This is a genomic window from Paenibacillus sp. V4I3 (assembly GCF_030817215.1).
Lineage (GTDB): Bacteria > Bacillota > Bacilli > Paenibacillales > NBRC-103111 > Paenibacillus_E.
On the sequence record NZ_JAUSZA010000001.1, the window covers coordinates 6,320,194 to 6,338,287 of the forward strand.

17 protein-coding genes are annotated in these 18,094 nt (G+C 42.5%); 2 read left to right on the top strand and 15 right to left on the bottom strand.

Annotation, left to right across the window (positions count from 1 at the left end):
• Window positions 1-30: 30 nt before the first annotated feature.
• Window positions 31-945 carry an N-acetylmuramic acid 6-phosphate etherase gene (murQ, locus tag QFZ77_RS29330; RefSeq protein WP_307444987.1) on the bottom strand — a complete coding sequence of 305 codons (915 nt, stop codon included), beginning with the start codon at window positions 943-945 and terminating at the stop codon, window positions 31-33.
• A gap of 177 nt (window positions 946-1,122) precedes the next feature.
• On the bottom strand, window positions 1,123-1,989 hold the full coding sequence (locus QFZ77_RS29335; RefSeq protein ID WP_307444989.1) for a MurR/RpiR family transcriptional regulator: 867 nt from the start codon (window positions 1,987-1,989) through the stop codon (window positions 1,123-1,125).
• 243 nt (window positions 1,990-2,232) lie between these two features.
• Here QFZ77_RS29335 and QFZ77_RS29340 point away from each other — a divergent pair, with 243 nt between their 5' ends.
• Together QFZ77_RS29340 and QFZ77_RS29345 are read left to right on the top strand one after the other, a co-directional pair.
• The gene (locus QFZ77_RS29340) at window positions 2,233-3,540 is read left to right on the top strand and encodes a 6-phospho-beta-glucosidase (protein WP_307444991.1); all 1,308 of its coding nucleotides are present in this window, start codon (window positions 2,233-2,235) and stop codon (window positions 3,538-3,540) included.
• The gene (locus QFZ77_RS29345) at window positions 3,530-4,540 is read left to right on the top strand and encodes a BadF/BadG/BcrA/BcrD ATPase family protein (RefSeq protein ID WP_307444993.1); all 1,011 of its coding nucleotides are present in this window, start codon (window positions 3,530-3,532) and stop codon (window positions 4,538-4,540) included. Before QFZ77_RS29340 ends, QFZ77_RS29345 begins: the two co-directional genes overlap by 11 nt.
• 97 nt (window positions 4,541-4,637) lie before the next feature.
• Here the strand turns inward: QFZ77_RS29345 and QFZ77_RS29350 are convergent, their stop codons facing one another.
• The 13 genes from QFZ77_RS29350 to QFZ77_RS29410 all read right to left on the bottom strand — a co-directional run bounded on the left by QFZ77_RS29350 (window position 4,638) and on the right by QFZ77_RS29410 (window position 18,092).
• Window positions 4,638-5,480 carry a glycoside hydrolase family 43 protein gene (locus tag QFZ77_RS29350; protein WP_307444995.1) on the bottom strand — a complete coding sequence of 281 codons (843 nt, stop codon included), beginning with the start codon at window positions 5,478-5,480 and terminating at the stop codon, window positions 4,638-4,640.
• Between the two features lie 93 nt (window positions 5,481-5,573).
• Window positions 5,574-6,779, bottom strand: coding sequence for an ATP-binding protein (locus tag QFZ77_RS29355; RefSeq protein ID WP_307444996.1), 1,206 nt, complete (start codon window positions 6,777-6,779; stop codon window positions 5,574-5,576).
• Between the two features lie 149 nt (window positions 6,780-6,928).
• Entirely contained in the window at window positions 6,929-7,648 is a 720-nt protein-coding gene (locus tag QFZ77_RS29360; protein ID WP_307444998.1) for a ThuA domain-containing protein, read from the bottom strand.
• Window positions 7,649-7,680: 32 nt separating this feature from the next.
• Window positions 7,681-8,739 (bottom strand): Gfo/Idh/MocA family protein, encoded by a 1,059-nt coding sequence (locus tag QFZ77_RS29365; protein ID WP_307444999.1) that lies wholly within the window; start codon window positions 8,737-8,739, stop codon window positions 7,681-7,683.
• 28 nt (window positions 8,740-8,767) lie between these two features.
• Entirely contained in the window at window positions 8,768-9,799 is a 1,032-nt protein-coding gene (locus tag QFZ77_RS29370; RefSeq protein WP_307445000.1) for a LacI family DNA-binding transcriptional regulator, read from the bottom strand.
• Window positions 9,800-9,832: 33 nt separating this feature from the next.
• On the bottom strand, window positions 9,833-10,387 hold the full coding sequence (locus QFZ77_RS29375; RefSeq protein ID WP_307445002.1) for an HAD family hydrolase: 555 nt from the start codon (window positions 10,385-10,387) through the stop codon (window positions 9,833-9,835).
• On the bottom strand, window positions 10,380-11,396 hold the full coding sequence (locus tag QFZ77_RS29380) for an ABC transporter ATP-binding protein (RefSeq protein ID WP_307445004.1): 1,017 nt from the start codon (window positions 11,394-11,396) through the stop codon (window positions 10,380-10,382). Before QFZ77_RS29380 ends, QFZ77_RS29375 begins: the two co-directional genes overlap by 8 nt.
• A 2-nt stretch (window positions 11,397-11,398) precedes the next feature.
• Window positions 11,399-12,442 carry an ABC transporter ATP-binding protein gene (locus QFZ77_RS29385; protein ID WP_307445005.1) on the bottom strand — a complete coding sequence of 348 codons (1,044 nt, stop codon included), beginning with the start codon at window positions 12,440-12,442 and terminating at the stop codon, window positions 11,399-11,401.
• A gap of 29 nt (window positions 12,443-12,471) precedes the next feature.
• Window positions 12,472-13,617 carry an ABC transporter permease gene (locus QFZ77_RS29390; protein ID WP_307445006.1) on the bottom strand — a complete coding sequence of 382 codons (1,146 nt, stop codon included), beginning with the start codon at window positions 13,615-13,617 and terminating at the stop codon, window positions 12,472-12,474.
• 3 nt (window positions 13,618-13,620) lie between these two features.
• A complete protein-coding gene (locus QFZ77_RS29395; protein ID WP_307445007.1) occupies window positions 13,621-14,619 on the bottom strand; it encodes an ABC transporter permease in 999 nt (332 codons plus the stop codon).
• A gap of 90 nt (window positions 14,620-14,709) precedes the next feature.
• A complete protein-coding gene (locus QFZ77_RS29400; protein ID WP_307445010.1) occupies window positions 14,710-15,165 on the bottom strand; it encodes a hypothetical protein in 456 nt (151 codons plus the stop codon).
• A 67-nt stretch (window positions 15,166-15,232) separates the two neighbouring features.
• Entirely contained in the window at window positions 15,233-16,675 is a 1,443-nt protein-coding gene (locus QFZ77_RS29405) for an ABC transporter substrate-binding protein (RefSeq protein ID WP_307445012.1), read from the bottom strand.
• Window positions 16,676-17,195: 520 nt separating this feature from the next.
• Window positions 17,196-18,092, bottom strand: coding sequence for a GGDEF domain-containing response regulator (locus QFZ77_RS29410; protein ID WP_307445014.1), 897 nt, complete (start codon window positions 18,090-18,092; stop codon window positions 17,196-17,198).
• Between the last annotated feature and the right edge of the window lie 2 nt (window positions 18,093-18,094).

The window sequence follows — 18,094 nt, forward strand, 5'->3', positions numbered from 1 at the left end:
TCAAAGTCTCTCCTTTTTATATTGAGTTTTTCACACAACTTTGCTAAAAGTACGTATGGCTGTTTTCAAACGGCCATCGCATTGATTCAATGCTTGTTCTGCTTCCGCTGCATTCAAACCGGTTTTTATCATCATAATCGCTAATTTGCAATTCATGGAAGCGCTTTCCAAATGCGCAATAGCGCACTTTTCATCTACCCCTGTTGCTGCCCTAATGATTCGAACAGAGCGATCATACAATTTGTTATTGCTTGCCTTCATGTCTACCATGAGGTTGTTATACGTCTTTCCAAGCTTCACCATCGTACAGGTCGTCAGCATGTTAAGAACCAGCTTCTGTGCTGTCCCCGCTTTCAATCGGGTAGATCCCATAATCGCTTCCGGCCCAACCACAGGCGCAATACACACATCACAGACAGGCTCTAATTTCGAATTTTTGTTATTCACTACGCCGATCGTTGCTGCACCAATTTCCTTCGCTTTTTTCAAACTGGCAATGACGAATTGCGCGCTTCCACTGGCCGTAATTCCGATAACAGCATCCTTGTCTGTCACACCGCACCGTTCAATGAGTGCGATCCCCTCCTCCGCGTTGTCCTCAAAACCTTCAACTGCAATTCTTAGTGCCCCATCGCCACCGGCAATATGACCTTGCACGAACATGGGGTCAATACCAAAAGTAGGAGGACATTCAGAAGCGTCGAGCACACCGAGTCTGCCAGAAGATCCAGCCCCTACGTAGAACATTCTGCCACCGTTTTTCAGAACATGATGTAAAATATCAACCGCTTTCATAATTTGCGGTATCTCTGCTCCCACTGCAGCGGGAACCTCAGCATCCTGCTCATTCATTAAACGCAGCATTTGTTCCGTTGTACATTCATCCATAGTCAGTGTTTTCTCGTTAATCTCTTCCGTAGTCAACCCCGACAGATACTCATCCATAGCCATCCTCCTATCCTGTTTGTTTCAATTTCTAATTTCATACTAGCGAAATATTTCATGATGGTCAATAGTTTTTGAAATTTTATTTCTTTTTACAATAAACTTTTGATTTTTTATTTTATTTTACAACAAAAAAAAGACAACGACTTTATCTGGCTAAGGCGTTGTCTTTGTCTTTTATTTGCGATGTTTGCTGCTGGCTATAATATCGTGCGTTTTAGCTAAATATTTCTTCACTTTCTTGTATTCCGCACTAGCTACGCCAGCAAAAAGAATATCAATTACCGTCAGCATAGCAATTCGCGAACCCATAGCACCGCTTCTGATGGTTACCTCTGGTGTAGAGATGCTCAAGACGATATTCGCCTTATCTGCTAACTCGCTTTTATTATATTTGGTAATGGCAATAATGCATGCGCCATTCTTTTTGGCTATTTCTAGTGAATCCAGAATTTCCACCGTACTGCCGGAATTCGAAATAAAGATGGCCACATCACTTTTGTCCAGCAGTGTAGCTGCCGTGAGCTGGCTGTGCCCGTCCGTGTAGGTATGGCACATCTTGTTGATCCGTGAAAATTTCTGCTCCGCATCAATACCGACCAGACCGGAAGCTCCAATTCCGAAAAAAGCAATACGATTACTTTCACGCAGAACTTTTACAGCACGGGCTATTTCATTTTTATCGATGACACTGAGGGTGTCTTCAATAGATTTACTATTATTACGAGAAATATTAGAGATAATGACGGATAGATCATCCCCTGGTTGTATATCGGTGTACTGGTCCTTCTCATCATCATCCATAGATCCAATTGAAGCTGAGATACTTACAATAAAGTTCCGGTAACCTTTATACCCCATTGTTTTACAGAAACGAAGAACGGATGCGTCACTGGTCTTCGTCAGCCCGGCAAGGCTCTTAATCGAAAGATGCGGGATTTCCTCTAAATTCTCCAAAACGTACTCGGCTACCAACTTCTCTACAGGTGTTAGGCTATCTTTCATATCACGAATCTTTATCAAAATATTATCATTAATTGACATATATATTCTCTGTTCACCCTATTTTCTCTGAGCTAAAATTTTAATCTCATCATACGTATAATTGCTCGAAAAAACAAGATTAATATCTAAAATAGTAAACAATTTTGAATAATAAGTTAAGAAATTTATTTTCAGAATAAATCACCCAAAATGAAATTAAACGCCAATTTATATTGCAGCGTTTCTGAATGCGATGCTATAATAGCAGCGAGATTGAGCTGAATAGGAAGGGTGAATGCATGGATGAATAAAAAATTGAAAATAGCGATTATTGGATCAGGAAGCACCTACACCCCAGAACTGATTGAAGGAATGATTAAGCGAAAAGACGTATTACCAATAGATGAACTAGTGCTTATGGATATTGACGCAAGAAAGCTAGGAATTGTAGGAAAACTCTGTGAACGCATGATACAAGCAGCGAATATCCCGTGTCGAGTGATCTTAACTGAAAACTTGGATGAAGCACTGCTGAATTCGGATTTTGTGTTGTCACAAATTCGTGTGGGTAAGCTGCCTGCCCGCGTACTCGACGAGACCATTCCTCTCCAATACGATTTAATCGGGCAAGAAACCTGCGGAATCGGTGGTTTTTTCAAAGCCATGCGTACGATTCCCGTTATGCTTCATATTGCCGACCGTATGCAAGAACTGTGTCCGGATGCTTGGCTCATCAATTTCTCCAATCCAGCTGGAATCATTACAGAAGCTCTTCTCAACCATTCCAAGGTGAAGATGCTTGGTCTGTGCAATGTCCCTTTCAACATGTTCAAGAGCATTCGTGAAACCTTGCAATTAAACCATGCTAGCTTTACCTATGTGGGACTTAACCATTTAAGCTGGATTACGACGATTGAGCAGGACGGTAAGGATTATGTGAAAACGGCACTTGATATGGGACTTAACAGTGAAGCGATGAAGAATATTCCTTCAAGTGGATTCAGTAAAGAGGTCGTTCAGATGGTGGGAGCTATACCTTCTTCTTATTTGGAATATTATTACTTCAAAGAGAAGAAGCTGAAATTGCTGAAAGAAAGCGAATTAACCCGAGGCGAGAAATGTATGCAGATTGAAGAGGAGCTGCTAAACATCTACTTGGATTCCGAACTGCATTCAAAGCCAGAACTGCTTTCTACTCGCGGCGGTGCCAATTATTCGGAAGTGGCCATCAGCTTAGTCGATGCCATCTATAACGATAAACAAGAGGTCCATGTGGTCAACCTGCTTAATAACGGGGCACTAGATTTCATGGAAGACTCCGATGCGGTTGAAGTGTGTGCAGTTATTGGTAAAAATGGCGCCACACCGATCAAAGTTAAAGATTTCAATAATCAACATATCATCGATTATATGCGTATGGTCAAAGCCTATGAGCGTGAAACTGTAGCTGCTGCAGTGAACGGCAGCGAAGATGCCGCCATGCGCGCCCTATTGATGAATCCATTGGTCGGTGACTATGATGCTGCGCATCACTGTTTCAATGAGTTGAAGGAAGCCCACAGAGACTACCTCCCGCAGTTTTTCGCTAAAGTGAATAGTCATGATCGATAAAAACTACATTATCGGTGTCGACGGCGGCAACAGTAAAACGGACTACTTTCTATTTGATATCCAGGGAAACTTTGTAGACCATATTCATACAGGTACATGTAGTCACGAGCAATTCCCCGACGCATACCTGAGCTCATTCAGAATCATGAATGAAAATATTCAGCATTTGCTGACGCGCAATCAGTTAACTATGGATCACATTGCAGCAGGTGCCTTCGGATTAGCTGGTGCTGACATTCCATCCCAGAAGGAAAATTTATGCCATGTTATTGAGCATATCGGCTTTACTCACTATGCCATAGACAACGACTCATTCCTGGGTGTTAAAGCAGGCAGTGAAAAGGGCTTCGGCATTTGCTCCATTAATGGCTCTGGCTCCTCTACGGGCGGGATTTCTCCAAGTGGAAAGCGCCTTCAAGTAGGTGGTGTTGGCAGTGAGCTATCTGGGGATGAAGCTGGGGGGTTCTTTCTAGCCAGAAAAGTACTTCGGGCTGTATATGACTTTTTCTATCGGATGGGGCCGGAAACCGGGATGACTGAACCCGTCATGAAGCTGCTGCAAATCCCCAGTAAAGAATTGTTCATTGAATACACCTTGAACGGCATACAAAAGCGAACAAGTCCCACCACCAAGCTGGTGCAAATCCTGTTCTCCGCGGCAGACAACGGGGATTCCGTAGCTCTGAATATTCTAGATAATACGGCCAAACAACTGGCCTACTCCACGGTTGGCTGCATGCACAATCTGGATTTTGAACATGAAGTCGATATCATTCTGGCAGGCTCAGTTTGGGTCAAAGCTGAAAGTCCTTTGCTGCTCCAAAACTTCAAAAATCATATTGCCAACTTGACCAATCACAGCTGCAATTACATTCTTCTACAAGTCCCGCCCGCAACTGGCGCAGTCTTATGGGCACTGGAACTTGCCTATGGTCATCCGGTGAATCTAGATACTCGACTGAAAGTAATTGAGGCCGTAGAACAACACGGTAGTTTATAGCTGTAATAAAGTATCGAAGTCGGGTGACTTTCCCATGCAATTGACAGGAAACAAAAAAATGAGTAGGCAAGAACCTTGCCATCTCATTTCTTTGTTTTTACTTTAGGGATAACCCCTTATTCAGCTTTATGACCGAGCCATGTCTAGCACCCTTGGGCACATTCACTTGTTCCGTAATATTGTTCCAGGTCATCAGGTCTGTAGAATGGTAAGCTCCATAATAATGCTCTTGAAATCCGTCTACTAGCAGAATCCATTCCTTGCCGCCGTTTCTCTCCACGTTATAGAGCGTCGGTCCTTCCGTAAGCGCCGGGGTTATCAGTTCGGAGATGTGGTTGACCGACGGGCGGTCACTATCTTCCTTCGCCATGATACAGGAACGAATGGCTTTATTCGTAGTCCCATTCTCATTAAGACCGCGTTCATCTTTAAAAAGCATCAAATAACGATCATCTAGATCCGTAATGGTGGCATCAATAACGTTATAACCCGGATCGAAGAAGATCTGCGCTTCCGAGAAATCCTGAAAGTCAGTTGTCGTCGAAGACCAAATTCTGTGATTTCTCGGACCTGCTCCTACCGTAGAAGACCATACAATCCGGTAGGCTTGCTTGCATGTGTCGTAGAAAATTTCCGGCGCCCAAGTATTCTGGGTTTCCGCAAGGTGTTCCATCACTGGAATGAGTTTAGCATCGTGCCAATGGATAAGGTCCATGGACCATGCGCAGCCTATGCTCTTGCTCTGCCAACCGTCCGTCCATACGAGGAGAAACTTCCCTTCTGCGTCTTCCATTATAAACGGATCACGCAGCTGCTTCGTGCCAATCGGTGATTCCCAAATAGGGCGCCCGTCGTTCAATTCGTTCCAATGGTAACCGTCCTCACTAGTAGCAAGAAACAACTTCTCTTCGACTTCTGTAAAATAGCTGAATAAGTGCACGTTGGCTCATTCTCCTTGTTTCAGATAGATGGTCGCTGTCTTCGGCTTACTTAACAGCATCTATCATAACATGATCGGACCAAGTCATGTACCTCATAAAGCCTCCAACAATCGTTGTCGCTCATTTGAACCCATCGCTAAGTGAATAAGATGAGCCACCAATTTTTTCTGTTCTGGATTTAAGCGTGCAAACACTCTTGGTTCTAGTTGACACATTTCCCTGATGACAGATTCCAGCTCTTCTTTTCTAGTATTATCCTCAGGTTCGTCTTTAAAAGTAGGAAAAGCCTTGGATTCCGTAAAGTCTTCAATTACATGATCAGCAAATAATCCTAAATAGGGCTTCCTTTTTTGCTTAATAAACGTGTTGATTTCTTCAAGTAAAAATTGAAACGCGTCGCTTTTTCTGCTTGCTCCAAAAGATAATTCCAGTTGTCCACCGTTGTCTTCACTATCAAAACCAAAATGATCGAATCCTTTACTTTGAATATAAACACTATGATAGAAGGAATCGCCTTTATTATTAAAAGTTGTCGGCTGCTTATGCTTCTCCGCTAAATTCGAATCGATAAAGTAAAGCTTGGAATATTCATGATTGATTCGATCATTCCAACGAACATATTTGATTTCAAACTCCGTTTGTGTAGGCTCATGAACGATTTTAAAACATTCTCTTTCGGCTATAACGCACGAATAGTCTAAGGATACGCCATCCAATCTAACATCGAAATGTTTGTCAGAATGAAGTTCCAGGAACCATCCAAATTCCTTACATAAAAAAGTCAACAAATCCTCATATACAAAGTCTTTCATGATATTATGAAAAGTTACCGTCGTCCCTGAATCTTCATCTGTTAGTATTTTATTCGTAACCTCATAGGTATCCAAATTTTTCGAATGAATACGAATGGTATACGTATTTTTAAGAAGGCCATCCAAATAGGTCGTTTTCCATGTTGCATCTGAAGCAAAGTGATGGAAGGTTAATCGACCGATTCCATTCTTTCCATGCATGGCAGAAGTCGTTCTGACTCGCTTTTCAGGATCAACTTGCTTCTCTGATTCAAAAAATGGCGTAAACTTCCGATCTAATTCTCTCCTATCTATGCCATAACCATTATCAGCAATGACAATTTGATCTATGCCGCCTAGAATATTCTTATGAAGCTTAACATCTACAACAGTAGCTTGAGCGTCGAATCCATTCCAAATATATTCAGAAATTGCTTGCAAATAATCAAATTTACGAAGAGTTTTTTCGATACCTTTTGAGGATATTTCTATTTTGCTTTTGCCCAAAACGATCAACCCCTTCAATGATTAATTAATCACTCCATTATCTACAAATCTATCATATTCCAAATCTTTCATTCCGTATGTCGATTCATGCTCACCTGAAGCAAATCTTTTTCGACAAAAAAACGACACCTCAAAGGTGTCGTTATCAATTACTTCTTAATTTCCTCCAGAGGAGAATGATGTCCGTAAAACGTTTTTTCTCTTATAACCGGGGCTGTCCATTTTACCGCATTGGCGATCACGCGCTGAACATCTTTGTTGTGATAGGTAGGATAAGTCTCATGTCCTGGACGGAAATAGAAAATTCGGCCTTGACCGCGACGGTACGTACAGCCGCTGCGGAACACTTCGCCACCCTCAAACCAACTGACGAAGATTAATTCATCAGGTACGGGAATATCAAAATGCTCTCCGTACATCTCCTCTTCTGGCAAATCTATGAAGGGGCCAATTCCTTCTACGATAGGGTGCGATGGATCAACAACCCAAAGCCGCTCTTTCTCATCTGCTTCTCTCCAAAGCAGATCGCAAGAGGTCCCCATTAGCTTGCGGAATAGCTTGGAATGGTGGCCTGAATGCAGGACAACCAACCCCATCCCCTTATGTACACGGTCACAAATGCGATCGACGACATCATCCTGAAAGCCCTTATGATCTACGTGGCCCCAATAAATGAGCACATCGGTAGCATCCAGCTTTTCTTGGGTTAGTCCATGCTCAGGCTCATTAAAGGTTGCAAAACCAATCTCAAAGCCATCCTGCCCGATACCATCAGCAATGGCTCCATGCATTCCTTTGGGATATATCCGGGCTACCTCTTCTTTTCTTTGCTCTTGCAGAAATTCATTCCATATCGTTACTTTAATCATACAACTCGCTCCTTTTTTAAAAATGAATGCAGTTATATGCTTCGCGTTACTCCGTCTTTAGCTGATTCTATGATCGCTTGCAGCACTTGTTGATTACAGTATCCGTCTATGATTGTCGGAAGTAATGGAGAGTTAGCCTGTTCCAAATAATCCACAAAATCCTGCAGCATGGGTTTCATCGTTTTCTCGTCCAAGTGAATTACTTTTTCTGTAAGCTCCAGCTTTTCGCCTTCTCTAACCGTTAAATGAACTTCATTCGGTTGTTCGACTGAAATCCTGACGGTGCCCAGATCGCCAAACAACGTAACATGAAATTGGTTTTTCGCTCCAATTGCATTTTTATGGGTATAAAACGTTCCCATTACACCACCTTCAAGCACACACTGGAATCCGGTAAAGTCATCAACGTCTACTTCAACGAGTTGCTGCGTTCGCAGATCCGTTCGGTGATCGATAAAGGTGCTCATCATACCGGCCACTTGCGTGAATTCTCCTACAAAAAAGCGTGCCGCATCCACCATATGAGAGCCTATATCCGCTAATATACCTGACCCTGCCATCTCTTTATTAAATCGCCAGGTGTACTCCTTATTAAACATTGGCGCGTTTTCCTCTTGCAAATAGTGAGCGGCAATATGCCGAATACGCCCTAAAGTCCCTTGTTCTACAAGCTGTTTAACGTATTGAAAGCAAGGTCTGTAGCGGTAGGAAAATCCAATCATGCAAGGTATCGGATTTTTTTCATACAAGCTTAATAATTCATCTGCTTCTTCCATCGTTCGTGTGAAAGGTTTTTCAGAAAATATCGGTTTACCGCATTCTATCGCATATTTTAAGATGTCATAATGGAATTTATTCGAGACACCGGATATGACAAAGTCAACATCGGTATCAGCAATAATGGCTTTATAATCGCTATAGCGCTTCTCAGCCAATAAGTTCAATCGATCACCGACCTCTTGAACGGCCTTCGTATTCACATCACAAATGGCTGCTACTCTCGTATTCGCGATTCTCGAAAGATGGTTCATATGATAATCGCCAATTCCTCCAAGGCCAATAATGCCTACGTTCCATATTTCTTTATTCATCCTGCTGCCCTCCCGATATAGTCTTCAACTACTTATCAATCGTCAGACAAGAATTTCTTTCTATAATTTTGCTTTCAATAATCATATTTTTCGAGAAATCCCCTTGCAGAACACCTAGTTGGTGCATTAACAATCGGACAGATTGAGCCCCTAATTCCGAAGGCTGCAAATCCATGCTAGTCAAAGATGGGTTCGATTGAACCATCATGGAGAGATCTCCGCATATGACAAACAAAGATACGTCTTCTGGTACTCTGAGATTCAAATCCTTGAGTGCCTTAAGGACACTGAATGCCGTGCGGTCGTCATCTGCAATAATCGCGGTTACTTTCATCTTCTGGTTACCAAGGATTTCAATTGTTTCTGCATAGCCATAGTCCATGTATTCACTTGTATGTAGGGCGGGCTTATGATGAATCATGTGTTCTTCCACGTCAAGCTGATGATCTTTCATCGCCTTAATGAAGCCTGCTTTTCTATCGATGGACACGGTCATAAGTTCATTTGCATTTAGAAACATAATGGCTTTATGACCCTTGTCGATCAAATACTTGCAGATGCTGTCAATAATCTTGTGATTGTCGTTATCCACGCTGAAAGCTTTATGAATATGGGTATTCATGACTCTACCGACAGTAACAAAAGGGATTTGTTCACCATGCATAAGGTTGATACGGTCATCATCGGTCGTTGGACTCATCACAACAGCACCATCAATCGGATAACTCGACAGGAATGGTGTTTTCACCTTTTGCACAGGAATCATATCTAGCAGAACCCTGTATCCATAAAAGGAAGCTTCCAAAATAACGCCATTGATGAACTGCGTATGAAATGCGCTAAAAAAGAAGCTGCCATGCGGGATGGTCAACCCGATCGCCATGGTTTTCTTCGTAGCCAAGCTTCGCGCAATATGATTAGGCACATAATTTAATTGTCTGGAGACCGTCATGACTCTCTCTTTCACTTCGTCGCTTGTAGGTCTTTTTTGGCTAAAAACATTCGATACTGTCCCTTTTGAGACTTTCGCTAATTTTGCTACTTCATCAATTTTAGCCATATATGATCAAACATCCCTTCAACAACCATCCATTTATCCTAACTCTTCGTTGAGTTTTTCCACCAAGTCGATTAATTCCAGCGGATGGTTGATCGTATAGTCGGGTATTTCACTTTCGTCTGCGTGCAATTTCGGGTATCTAGGCGTCCAGCTAAGGAAGATACTCGTAATCCCCATAGCATTGGCTCCTTTAATATCGCGGCTCAGGTTGTTGCCAACCATGACAATACGGGAGCAATCCTGCTCACTGAGATCCAATGCTCCAATCGCGGCTTTAAACATACGGGAACTTGGTTTAGAAGCTTTAATGGTCTCTGAATAAATCATCGTAGTAAAATAATCATACAATCCATTTTGTGTTAAAATATTTTTGAACGATTGCGCCCTACCGTCGGCTACGATGGCTAGTATATATCCACGTTCGGCAAGCGTCTTCACCATAATATCGGCCCCTGGAATCACATTGGCACTAATGACAATATCATGGTCATCTCTAATTTCGGTTCCTTCATCAATGATGGTATCTCCGCAGTCCAGAAAAACAATAAGCTTCTTAGCATTAGGATCAATCGTTGTCGTATCACTCATGAATTACACCTCGTAAGTTTAATTGACTCGCATAGTGGCAGGCAGCATAATGATTTTCGCCGACGGCCTGCATCTCTGGTTCTTCCTGTATACATTTATCGGTCTTATACGTACACCTTGGATGAAAGTGACATCCGCTTGGAGGATTAGCTGGATTAGGAACTTCTCCTTCGAGAATAATTCGATCCTTTTTATAATTCGGATCAGGCTCAGGTACAGCCGACAATAACGCCTCTGTATAGGGATGCTTGGGATGATCAAATAACGAATCCACCGGCGCCAATTCCACAATTTTCCCTAAGTGCATAACAGCTACTCTGTCGGATATGTTTTGAACGATGGATAAATCATGAGAGATGAAAATATAAGTGATCTGCAGCTGCTCTTGCAGGTCCTTCAGCAAATTAATGATTTGTGCTTTAATGGACACGTCTAACGCTGAAACAGCTTCATCACATACAATTAGTCTCGGTTGAGAAATAAGCGATCTCGCAATAGCGATACGCTGTCTTTGCCCTCCGGAAAAGGCATGAGGATACCGTTTGAGATAGCTGACATTTAATCCGGTCTTCTCTGCGATTTGGGTAACTTTGTCGTCCAATTGTGCTTTCGACAGCTTAAAGTTGGCAAGCAGCGGCTCAGCAATAATATCGTATACGCTCATTCTCGGACTGAGAGATGAATAGGGATCCTGAAAAATCATCTGAATATCTTTCCTATATTTCTTGAATTCTTTGCCTCGCAGCCCTAAAAAATCTACTTGGTCTTCACCTTCAGGTTGATACATCACTTGCCCTGAAGTGGCATCCATCCCTCTCACAATACAACGGCCTAGCGTCGTTTTTCCACAGCCTGATTCGCCGACAATGCTTAGGGTCTCCCCTTCCAACAGTTCAAAAGAAACGTTGTTCAAAACACGAATAGATGAAGGCTTGCTAAACATCTTATTCTTCGATTTCACTTGAAAATCCTTATTTAGATTATTTACTTTCAGTATAGGTTTAGACATCCTTATTCTCCTTCACCCTCATCCTTATAAAGAAAACATCTAACCATATGGCTATCGGATATTCGAGTTTTCGGCACGGCCTGTTTATTGCATACACCATCAATCCGATCCTTACACCGTTCGTAAAATCCGCACATTGGAGGCATATTGAATGCCATCGGAACTGTTCCTTCGATCGATTCTAGACGTGTATGTCTATTTCCGCCTAATCTTGGCATCGATTTGAGCAGACCCTTCGTATACGGGTGTTTCGGATTATTGAAAATTTCTTCTACTGTCGATTGCTCAACAATTTTCCCCAAATACATGACCGCTACTTCGTCACACATCTCTGCTATGATCCCAAGATCATGAGTCACCAGCAGAATGGCCATACCAAATTCCTGTTGGAGTCCCTTCATAAGCTCTAACACTTGTGCTTGAATGGTTACATCCAGCGCAGTCGTGGGCTCATCGGCAATTAACAGTTCCGGATTGCAGGATAAAGCCATGGAGATCATCGCACGCTGGCGCATGCCGCCGGAAAACTCATGCGGAAATTGGTCAAACCGCTTCTCTTGATCGGAGATCCCAACTTTACTGAGCATTTCTAGCGCTATCTTTTTGGCCTCTTTTTTATTTTTGGTGCGGTGGATCAAAATGGATTCCATGATCTGATTCCCGATTGTATACATCGGCGAAAATGCCGTCATGGGTTCTTGAAATATCATGGCTATTTTTCGTCCGCGAATCGATCGAATCTGTTTTCCTCGCGAATCTAGAGCTAACAAATCCAAATCGTTTAACGCCTTCTCAGAGGTAGAGTGATAAACAATCTTCCCTGAGGTTTCACATTCTTTGGGATTAATACCGATGATAGCTCGACTGGTCAGACTTTTTCCACAGCCGGATTCGCCAACAAGACCCAATGTTTTACCCTTTTTTATTTCAAAATCAACGCCATCAACAGCTTTCATTTCCCCATTATCCATTTGAATGCGAATTTTGAGGTCTTGAACGGATAGCAGGGGCTGTTCGGATTGTGAAACAGAAGCTTGAGATGTCATAATATCTCCTCGCCTTACGCTAATATGGATTATTTCTTGTATGGATCGGCTGCATCGCGCAATCCATCTCCTAGAAAGTTAAAGGTTAATACGGTAACGATGACAAATCCTAAGGGGATTAGCTTCCATGGATACAAAGCGACATTCTCGATCTGTTGAGCTTCCTGAAGCAGAACACCCCAGCTGGTAGCAGGAGAGCGAATACCGAGTCCAAGAAAGCTCATTGCTGTCTCCCCGAGAATCATACCGGGTATGGCTAGTGTCGTTGCCACAACCAAGTAGCTGATAAAACCAGGCAGCAGATGTTTAATAATGATTTTTGCATCGCTAACGCCGGCTATTTTTGCTGCTAGCACATATTCTTCATTTTTCAACGAAATAAACTTTCCTCTTGCTACCCTGGCCAGCTCCGTCCAACCAATAAAGGCAAAGATAATGACAATATAGATATACATCGTTACGACGGGCACACGCGGTGGTATGGCAGCCGATAGTGCCATCCATAGAGGAAGCGTCGGAAATGAACGAATAATTTCAATGAAACGCTGAATGAGCGAATCGAGCCATCCTCCGAAATACCCTGATACACCCCCGATAAACAAACCTAGGACAAAGCTGATCGTTACGCCAATGAGAGGGATACTTAATGAAATCTGACTTCCCATCACGATTCGCGATAATAAGTCTCTGCCCATCCCGTCCGTACCGAATATAAATACACGACCAGGTTGATCTACGCCAAATAGATGTCTATTCGTTGGAATCAAGCCAAGAAATTTATAGCTTTCACCCTTGACAAAAAAGCGGATCGAATGGCGAACCTTCTCATCTGGAACAAAGACTTTACGAAGTGTAACCGGGTCTCTGGCTGACTTTAGGTCATATACAAACGGTCTAAATTGAAACTTGCCCTCGGCATCTATGAAGCTTACTTTAGCAGGAGGCGCATTCACATATTTACTGTCGTAGCTCTCCAACCCGTAAGGCGCTATAAACTGAGCAAAGATGGCTGCTATGTAGAACAAGGCTAGAATCACTAAGCTGATACGGGCTAATTTATGCTTCTTTAACCTGTGATACATAAGACGCCACTGTGAACTGTAATAGACATCGCTGTTTTTTTGAGGCTTGATCACGTTTAATTTCTGTTTCCCTGCTATCGGAATTGTTTTCATAGGTTATGTACCTCTGAACTCTGTGCGAATTTTTGGATCGAGCCATGCCAATAAAATATCCGAAATTAATGTCCCTATAACCGTTAACACAGCCATAAACAATAACCAGGTGCCAGCCAAATACATATCTTGGGCTAATAATGCGTTATACATAACGGGGCCTTGAATGGGTAGATTCAATACGATTGCCGTAATCGTCGAACCTGTGAAAATGGAGGTTAGTGACCACCCAATAGTACTTACGATCGGATTCATAGCAGCGCGCGTCGGATATTTAAGCAATATTTTCGTTTCCGATAAGCCCTTTGATCTTGCTGTCACCACATTCGGCTTATTCAATTCGTCCAGCATTTGACCTCTCATGACTCGAATCAACTCTGCCGTGTTCGCCAAGCCAATCACAAGAATAGGGATAATCATATGCTTCAGCAAATCAAGAACCTTGTCCATCGACCATCCTGCATTGACGAATTCACTCGAAAATAGTCCTAGTAAGGGATCGCCAAAATACACATAAGAGAGGTACATTAAAATAATAGCCATCAAGAAGTGAGGGGTAGCCATGCCAAGAAAGCCTATGGCTGAAAAAATATAATCACCAATCGAATATTGTCTTACCGCACAGTAAATACCGATCGGGATCGCCACCGCATAGGTAAAGGCCATCGTTACCAAAGAGACGATGATCGTTAACCCCATGTACTGCGATATGACGTCCATAACAGGCCTGTTATAGCTGAACGAATACCCGAAATCGAAATTAAAAACAATATTTTTCATCCACGCTAGGTATTGCATAAACCATGGTTGATCCAATCTTAAGCTTGCTCTCATTTCATCCATATCCTGCTGCGTCATGACATCGCCAGCCACAGACATCTTAGCCGCATAAGTCGATACATAGTCACCGGGCGGCAGTTGAATGATGTAGAAAACGATCATTGATATAAAAATAACGACGGGTATTACCAATATGATTCTTCTTAAAATATATTGGAGCATCTCTATCCAATCCTCTCCGCTTCATTCGAAGATGCTGCTGAAGACAATAAGGGGGAAGTTAAGCTCCCCCCTATTGGTTACAGGTTTAACTTATGGTTTGATATAAAATTGCGAAGGATGACCATGCCCTAAAGTGCGGAATTCATCGGCATGAACCAAATCCTTCGGTACGTTACCCATTTTATTGGAAGCGACAACGAGCTTTGGTGTTGGACCGGCATAACCAATAATCCATTGATTTTTTTGGTGAAGCTTAATGATCTCATTACTCCATTTATTAATTTCTTCTTTGCTTGGAGATGATTTTACTTTGTTCCAGTAGTCCAGAATTAAGGCCACATCACCTTCTGGTTTGACGCCTTCTTTTCCATTGGAAGATGTATACAATCCGTAATGTCCGAACCATGGGGTCAGCACTCTCAGAGGAACAAGCGTGTCAGGCCGGAAGGCTAAATTGACTAACGAAATATTTTCCGTGGTTGCTGGGATCTTATTCGAGTACTTGAGTTCCTGGTGTGTTCCTTTATCCACAACCTTTACATCCATCTTAACGCCGACTGCTTGATAATACTTTTTAACTAATTCTAGAAAAGTTGCTGTATTCGTATCGCCTTCAATAACCGTGATGGTTAAATCCGAGCCGTCTGCATGTAAAACGGAAATTATTTTTATCCCGCTTGGTCAGTCCTAACTCATCCAATAATTGATTGGCCCGATTCACATCGAATTTACTCCACTGGTCCGCCCAGCCTTTTTGGAAGCCAACTAAGCCATCCGGAACAGATGCCTGCTGAGGTAAACCTAACCCATTCGTAACGATCTCGGATATTTCTTTACGGTCAACTGCAACGGACAGCGCTTCTCTGAATTTAATATCCTGGAACAACTTGCGCAGGTTAGGATCTTCAATAGTCTGATTGAGTTGAAGGCCAGCACTTGACCATGTTGGCGTGGTCCACGGCAATACGCGGAACCCTGCTTTCTTCTCATTTTCTTTCAATACGGTGAAATCTTTAAAATCAAAATCAAGAAGATTATAATCTCCTGCTAGTGTGCCAAGAACTCGTTGAGCAGGATCCTGAACTTTGGTAGCGACAATGCGGTCCATATAGGGTAGTTGGTTGCCTTCGCTATCCACTTTCCAATAGTAGGGATTGCGTTCCATAATAAATTGATCACTATTCGGATCGTTTTTAGCGACCCAAGCTCTTAAAGTCGGGATTTGAGGGTTTACCCAATAATAATAGCCCGTTGCTACCAAGAAAGACTTAACATCCTCAAAGCCCCATTTTTTTGCGATCTCAAGAGCTTTCTCTTGACCTACAAATTCGGGCAGTATCGTTTTTTGGAAATGTGCCGGTGCAAAGAACCATTTGTTGTCAATGGCAACGCGCTCCAGGAACAGCACACTTGGATACTTATGTACAACCTTAAAGCTGTAATCATCAATTTTCGTAACTTTAGCTAAAGCTTTTTCCCCTGTCACAGGATCGACGGAGTAATAAGCGTCATATATTTTTTTGCCGAAGGTTTCTTTCGTTAGCATGTGCTCCCAGTAGAACAGGACATCATCGGCTGTGAATGGCATGCCGTCAGACCACTTCATGCCCTTCCTTAAATAAATAGTGAATTCGGTTGAATCTTTATTCACGTCAAAACCTTTGGCCACATTAGGTTCAACAGCGCTTCCATCCTTGTTAAACCGGAAAAGCGACTCCTCTGTCGGTTGACCGACTGTCCAACGATCATTAGGTCCGGTCCAAGGCAGCTTCCAATCGCCGCCGTATTTGCCGATCTCATCGGTTACTTTTTCCACCATGATATCTTCCTTAACTGGCATACGTTCAATCACAGATTTCAATGTGCCTGCACCGACGAGCTTAGTTAACATGGGGGCCTCTTTGTAGCCGTCAGCCTTTACTGATGCAGATGCCACAGGCGCTTTCGTTGCCTGAACATCTGAACTTGGCTTAGGATCACCTTCACTCTCACATGCTGCAAAAACAACGGCAAAGATCAACATCATCCCTACAAAAAACAACTTATTCTTGTTCAAACCTATCCCCTCCATGATTATACTGGTACTTCAATCTTCTTCACCAAGCTCTGAAAATTGTTTCCCTTCACCTCCTAGCTAAATCACGCATTAAACCGGTTTAATACAGATAAATGAGCAGAACGGTCGTAATCAAGTTAAGTATATATGGTGTTAAACCGGTTTAATTGAATTTACAAAAATAATAATTGTAAGCGCTTAATAATTTGTAAGTATAGAGGACATAGTCCCCTTACTCTTAAACCGGTTTAATACAGGAGCGGCGGACGTGTAAGCGCTTTATCATTTGTAATATCGTACATCGGATTTAACTCTGTTGCAACACTTTTTTTGGAAGAAATTAGGGGGAGTGAAAAGCATGGATCTCACGTTCCGAAGCCTATAACAAGTAAACGCGAAAACCGCGCTTACAGCGAGAGCTCTGCGAGCCGACAGAGTCTGAGAAGCTGAAAATCGACTTCTCAGCAGTCCCATCCTGCTCGTTCGCACTCAATAAGCTCGGAAATCAATCCTACTTAGATCATAGGACTTTGACTTTTCCTTTTTTATGGGTATACATGCGATGATCCGCTTGGATAATTAATTCGCCTAAGGTTACTGGCATAGCAGGATTATAATGAAATAATCCGAGACTAATCGAAAGATGATAGATTCGGCCAGCGCTCAAATTAAAGCTATGTATCATTTGCTGGATTTTCAAGATGATTTGCTGTTCAAATACATCTAAGCTGGGTGAATGTCCATGAGTATCCGGTAAAATAACGGTAAACTCATCTCCACCCATACGGGCAATAATATCAGAATCGTAGAAAACTTCTTTCAATATACTCGCCGTATCTATTAAGGCCAAGTCCCCCATATGATGACCATAGGAATCGTTGATTTGTTTCATGCCGTCCAAATCGGCAACAATCAAATAAAAGGCATTGCCTTCCTGAGCACTCGCATTCATAACTTGCTGTGCCTGGTTAAAAAAACCTCGACGATTGTAGAGACTCGTCAGCTCATCAACAATAGATAAGTTATAAAGCTCATCCTGAAGACGATGACGTTCAATTGCATAACGCATTGAACGCATAATCACCGAACTGTTGACTTGTCCTTTAATCAAATAATCCTGAGCGCCATGCTGTACGGCATTTATTGCAACCTCCTCATCATCAAGCCCGGTCAGTACAACAATTGGGATTGCAGGCGCTTGCTCCCGAAAGCTGATGATCGTTTCCATGCCATGACTGTCCTGAAGTGAAAGATCAAGTAAAACAACGTTAAATTCATCCTTGGTTATCAGTTCAATGCCCGTCTCCAACTGATCGACCCATTTCAACTCAATATTCTGATTATCTGTATCCGATAAAACTTCACGAATCAATCGAGCATCTCCCGGATTATCTTCAATTAATAAAACCCTGATCACTA

Coding starts and splice junctions, on each gene's coding strand:
- murQ (WP_307444987.1), bottom strand. CDS start 945: ATGGATGAGTATCTGTCGGGGTTGACTACGGAAGAGATTAACGAGAAA.
- QFZ77_RS29335 (WP_307444989.1), bottom strand. CDS start 1,989: ATGTCAATTAATGATAATATTTTGATAAAGATTCGTGATATGAAAGAT.
- QFZ77_RS29340 (WP_307444991.1), top strand. CDS start 2,233: ATGAATAAAAAATTGAAAATAGCGATTATTGGATCAGGAAGCACCTAC.
- QFZ77_RS29345 (WP_307444993.1), top strand. CDS start 3,530: ATGATCGATAAAAACTACATTATCGGTGTCGACGGCGGCAACAGTAAA.
- QFZ77_RS29360 (WP_307444998.1), bottom strand. CDS start 7,648: ATGATTAAAGTAACGATATGGAATGAATTTCTGCAAGAGCAAAGAAAA.
- QFZ77_RS29365 (WP_307444999.1), bottom strand. CDS start 8,739: ATGAATAAAGAAATATGGAACGTAGGCATTATTGGCCTTGGAGGAATT.
- QFZ77_RS29370 (WP_307445000.1), bottom strand. CDS start 9,799: ATGGCTAAAATTGATGAAGTAGCAAAATTAGCGAAAGTCTCAAAAGGG.
- QFZ77_RS29375 (WP_307445002.1), bottom strand. CDS start 10,387: ATGAGTGATACGACAACGATTGATCCTAATGCTAAGAAGCTTATTGTT.
- QFZ77_RS29380 (WP_307445004.1), bottom strand. CDS start 11,396: ATGTCTAAACCTATACTGAAAGTAAATAATCTAAATAAGGATTTTCAA.
- QFZ77_RS29385 (WP_307445005.1), bottom strand. CDS start 12,442: ATGACATCTCAAGCTTCTGTTTCACAATCCGAACAGCCCCTGCTATCC.
- QFZ77_RS29390 (WP_307445006.1), bottom strand. CDS start 13,617: ATGAAAACAATTCCGATAGCAGGGAAACAGAAATTAAACGTGATCAAG.
- QFZ77_RS29395 (WP_307445007.1), bottom strand. CDS start 14,619: ATGCTCCAATATATTTTAAGAAGAATCATATTGGTAATACCCGTCGTT.
- QFZ77_RS29400 (WP_307445010.1), bottom strand. CDS start 15,165: ATGGATGTAAAGGTTGTGGATAAAGGAACACACCAGGAACTCAAGTAC.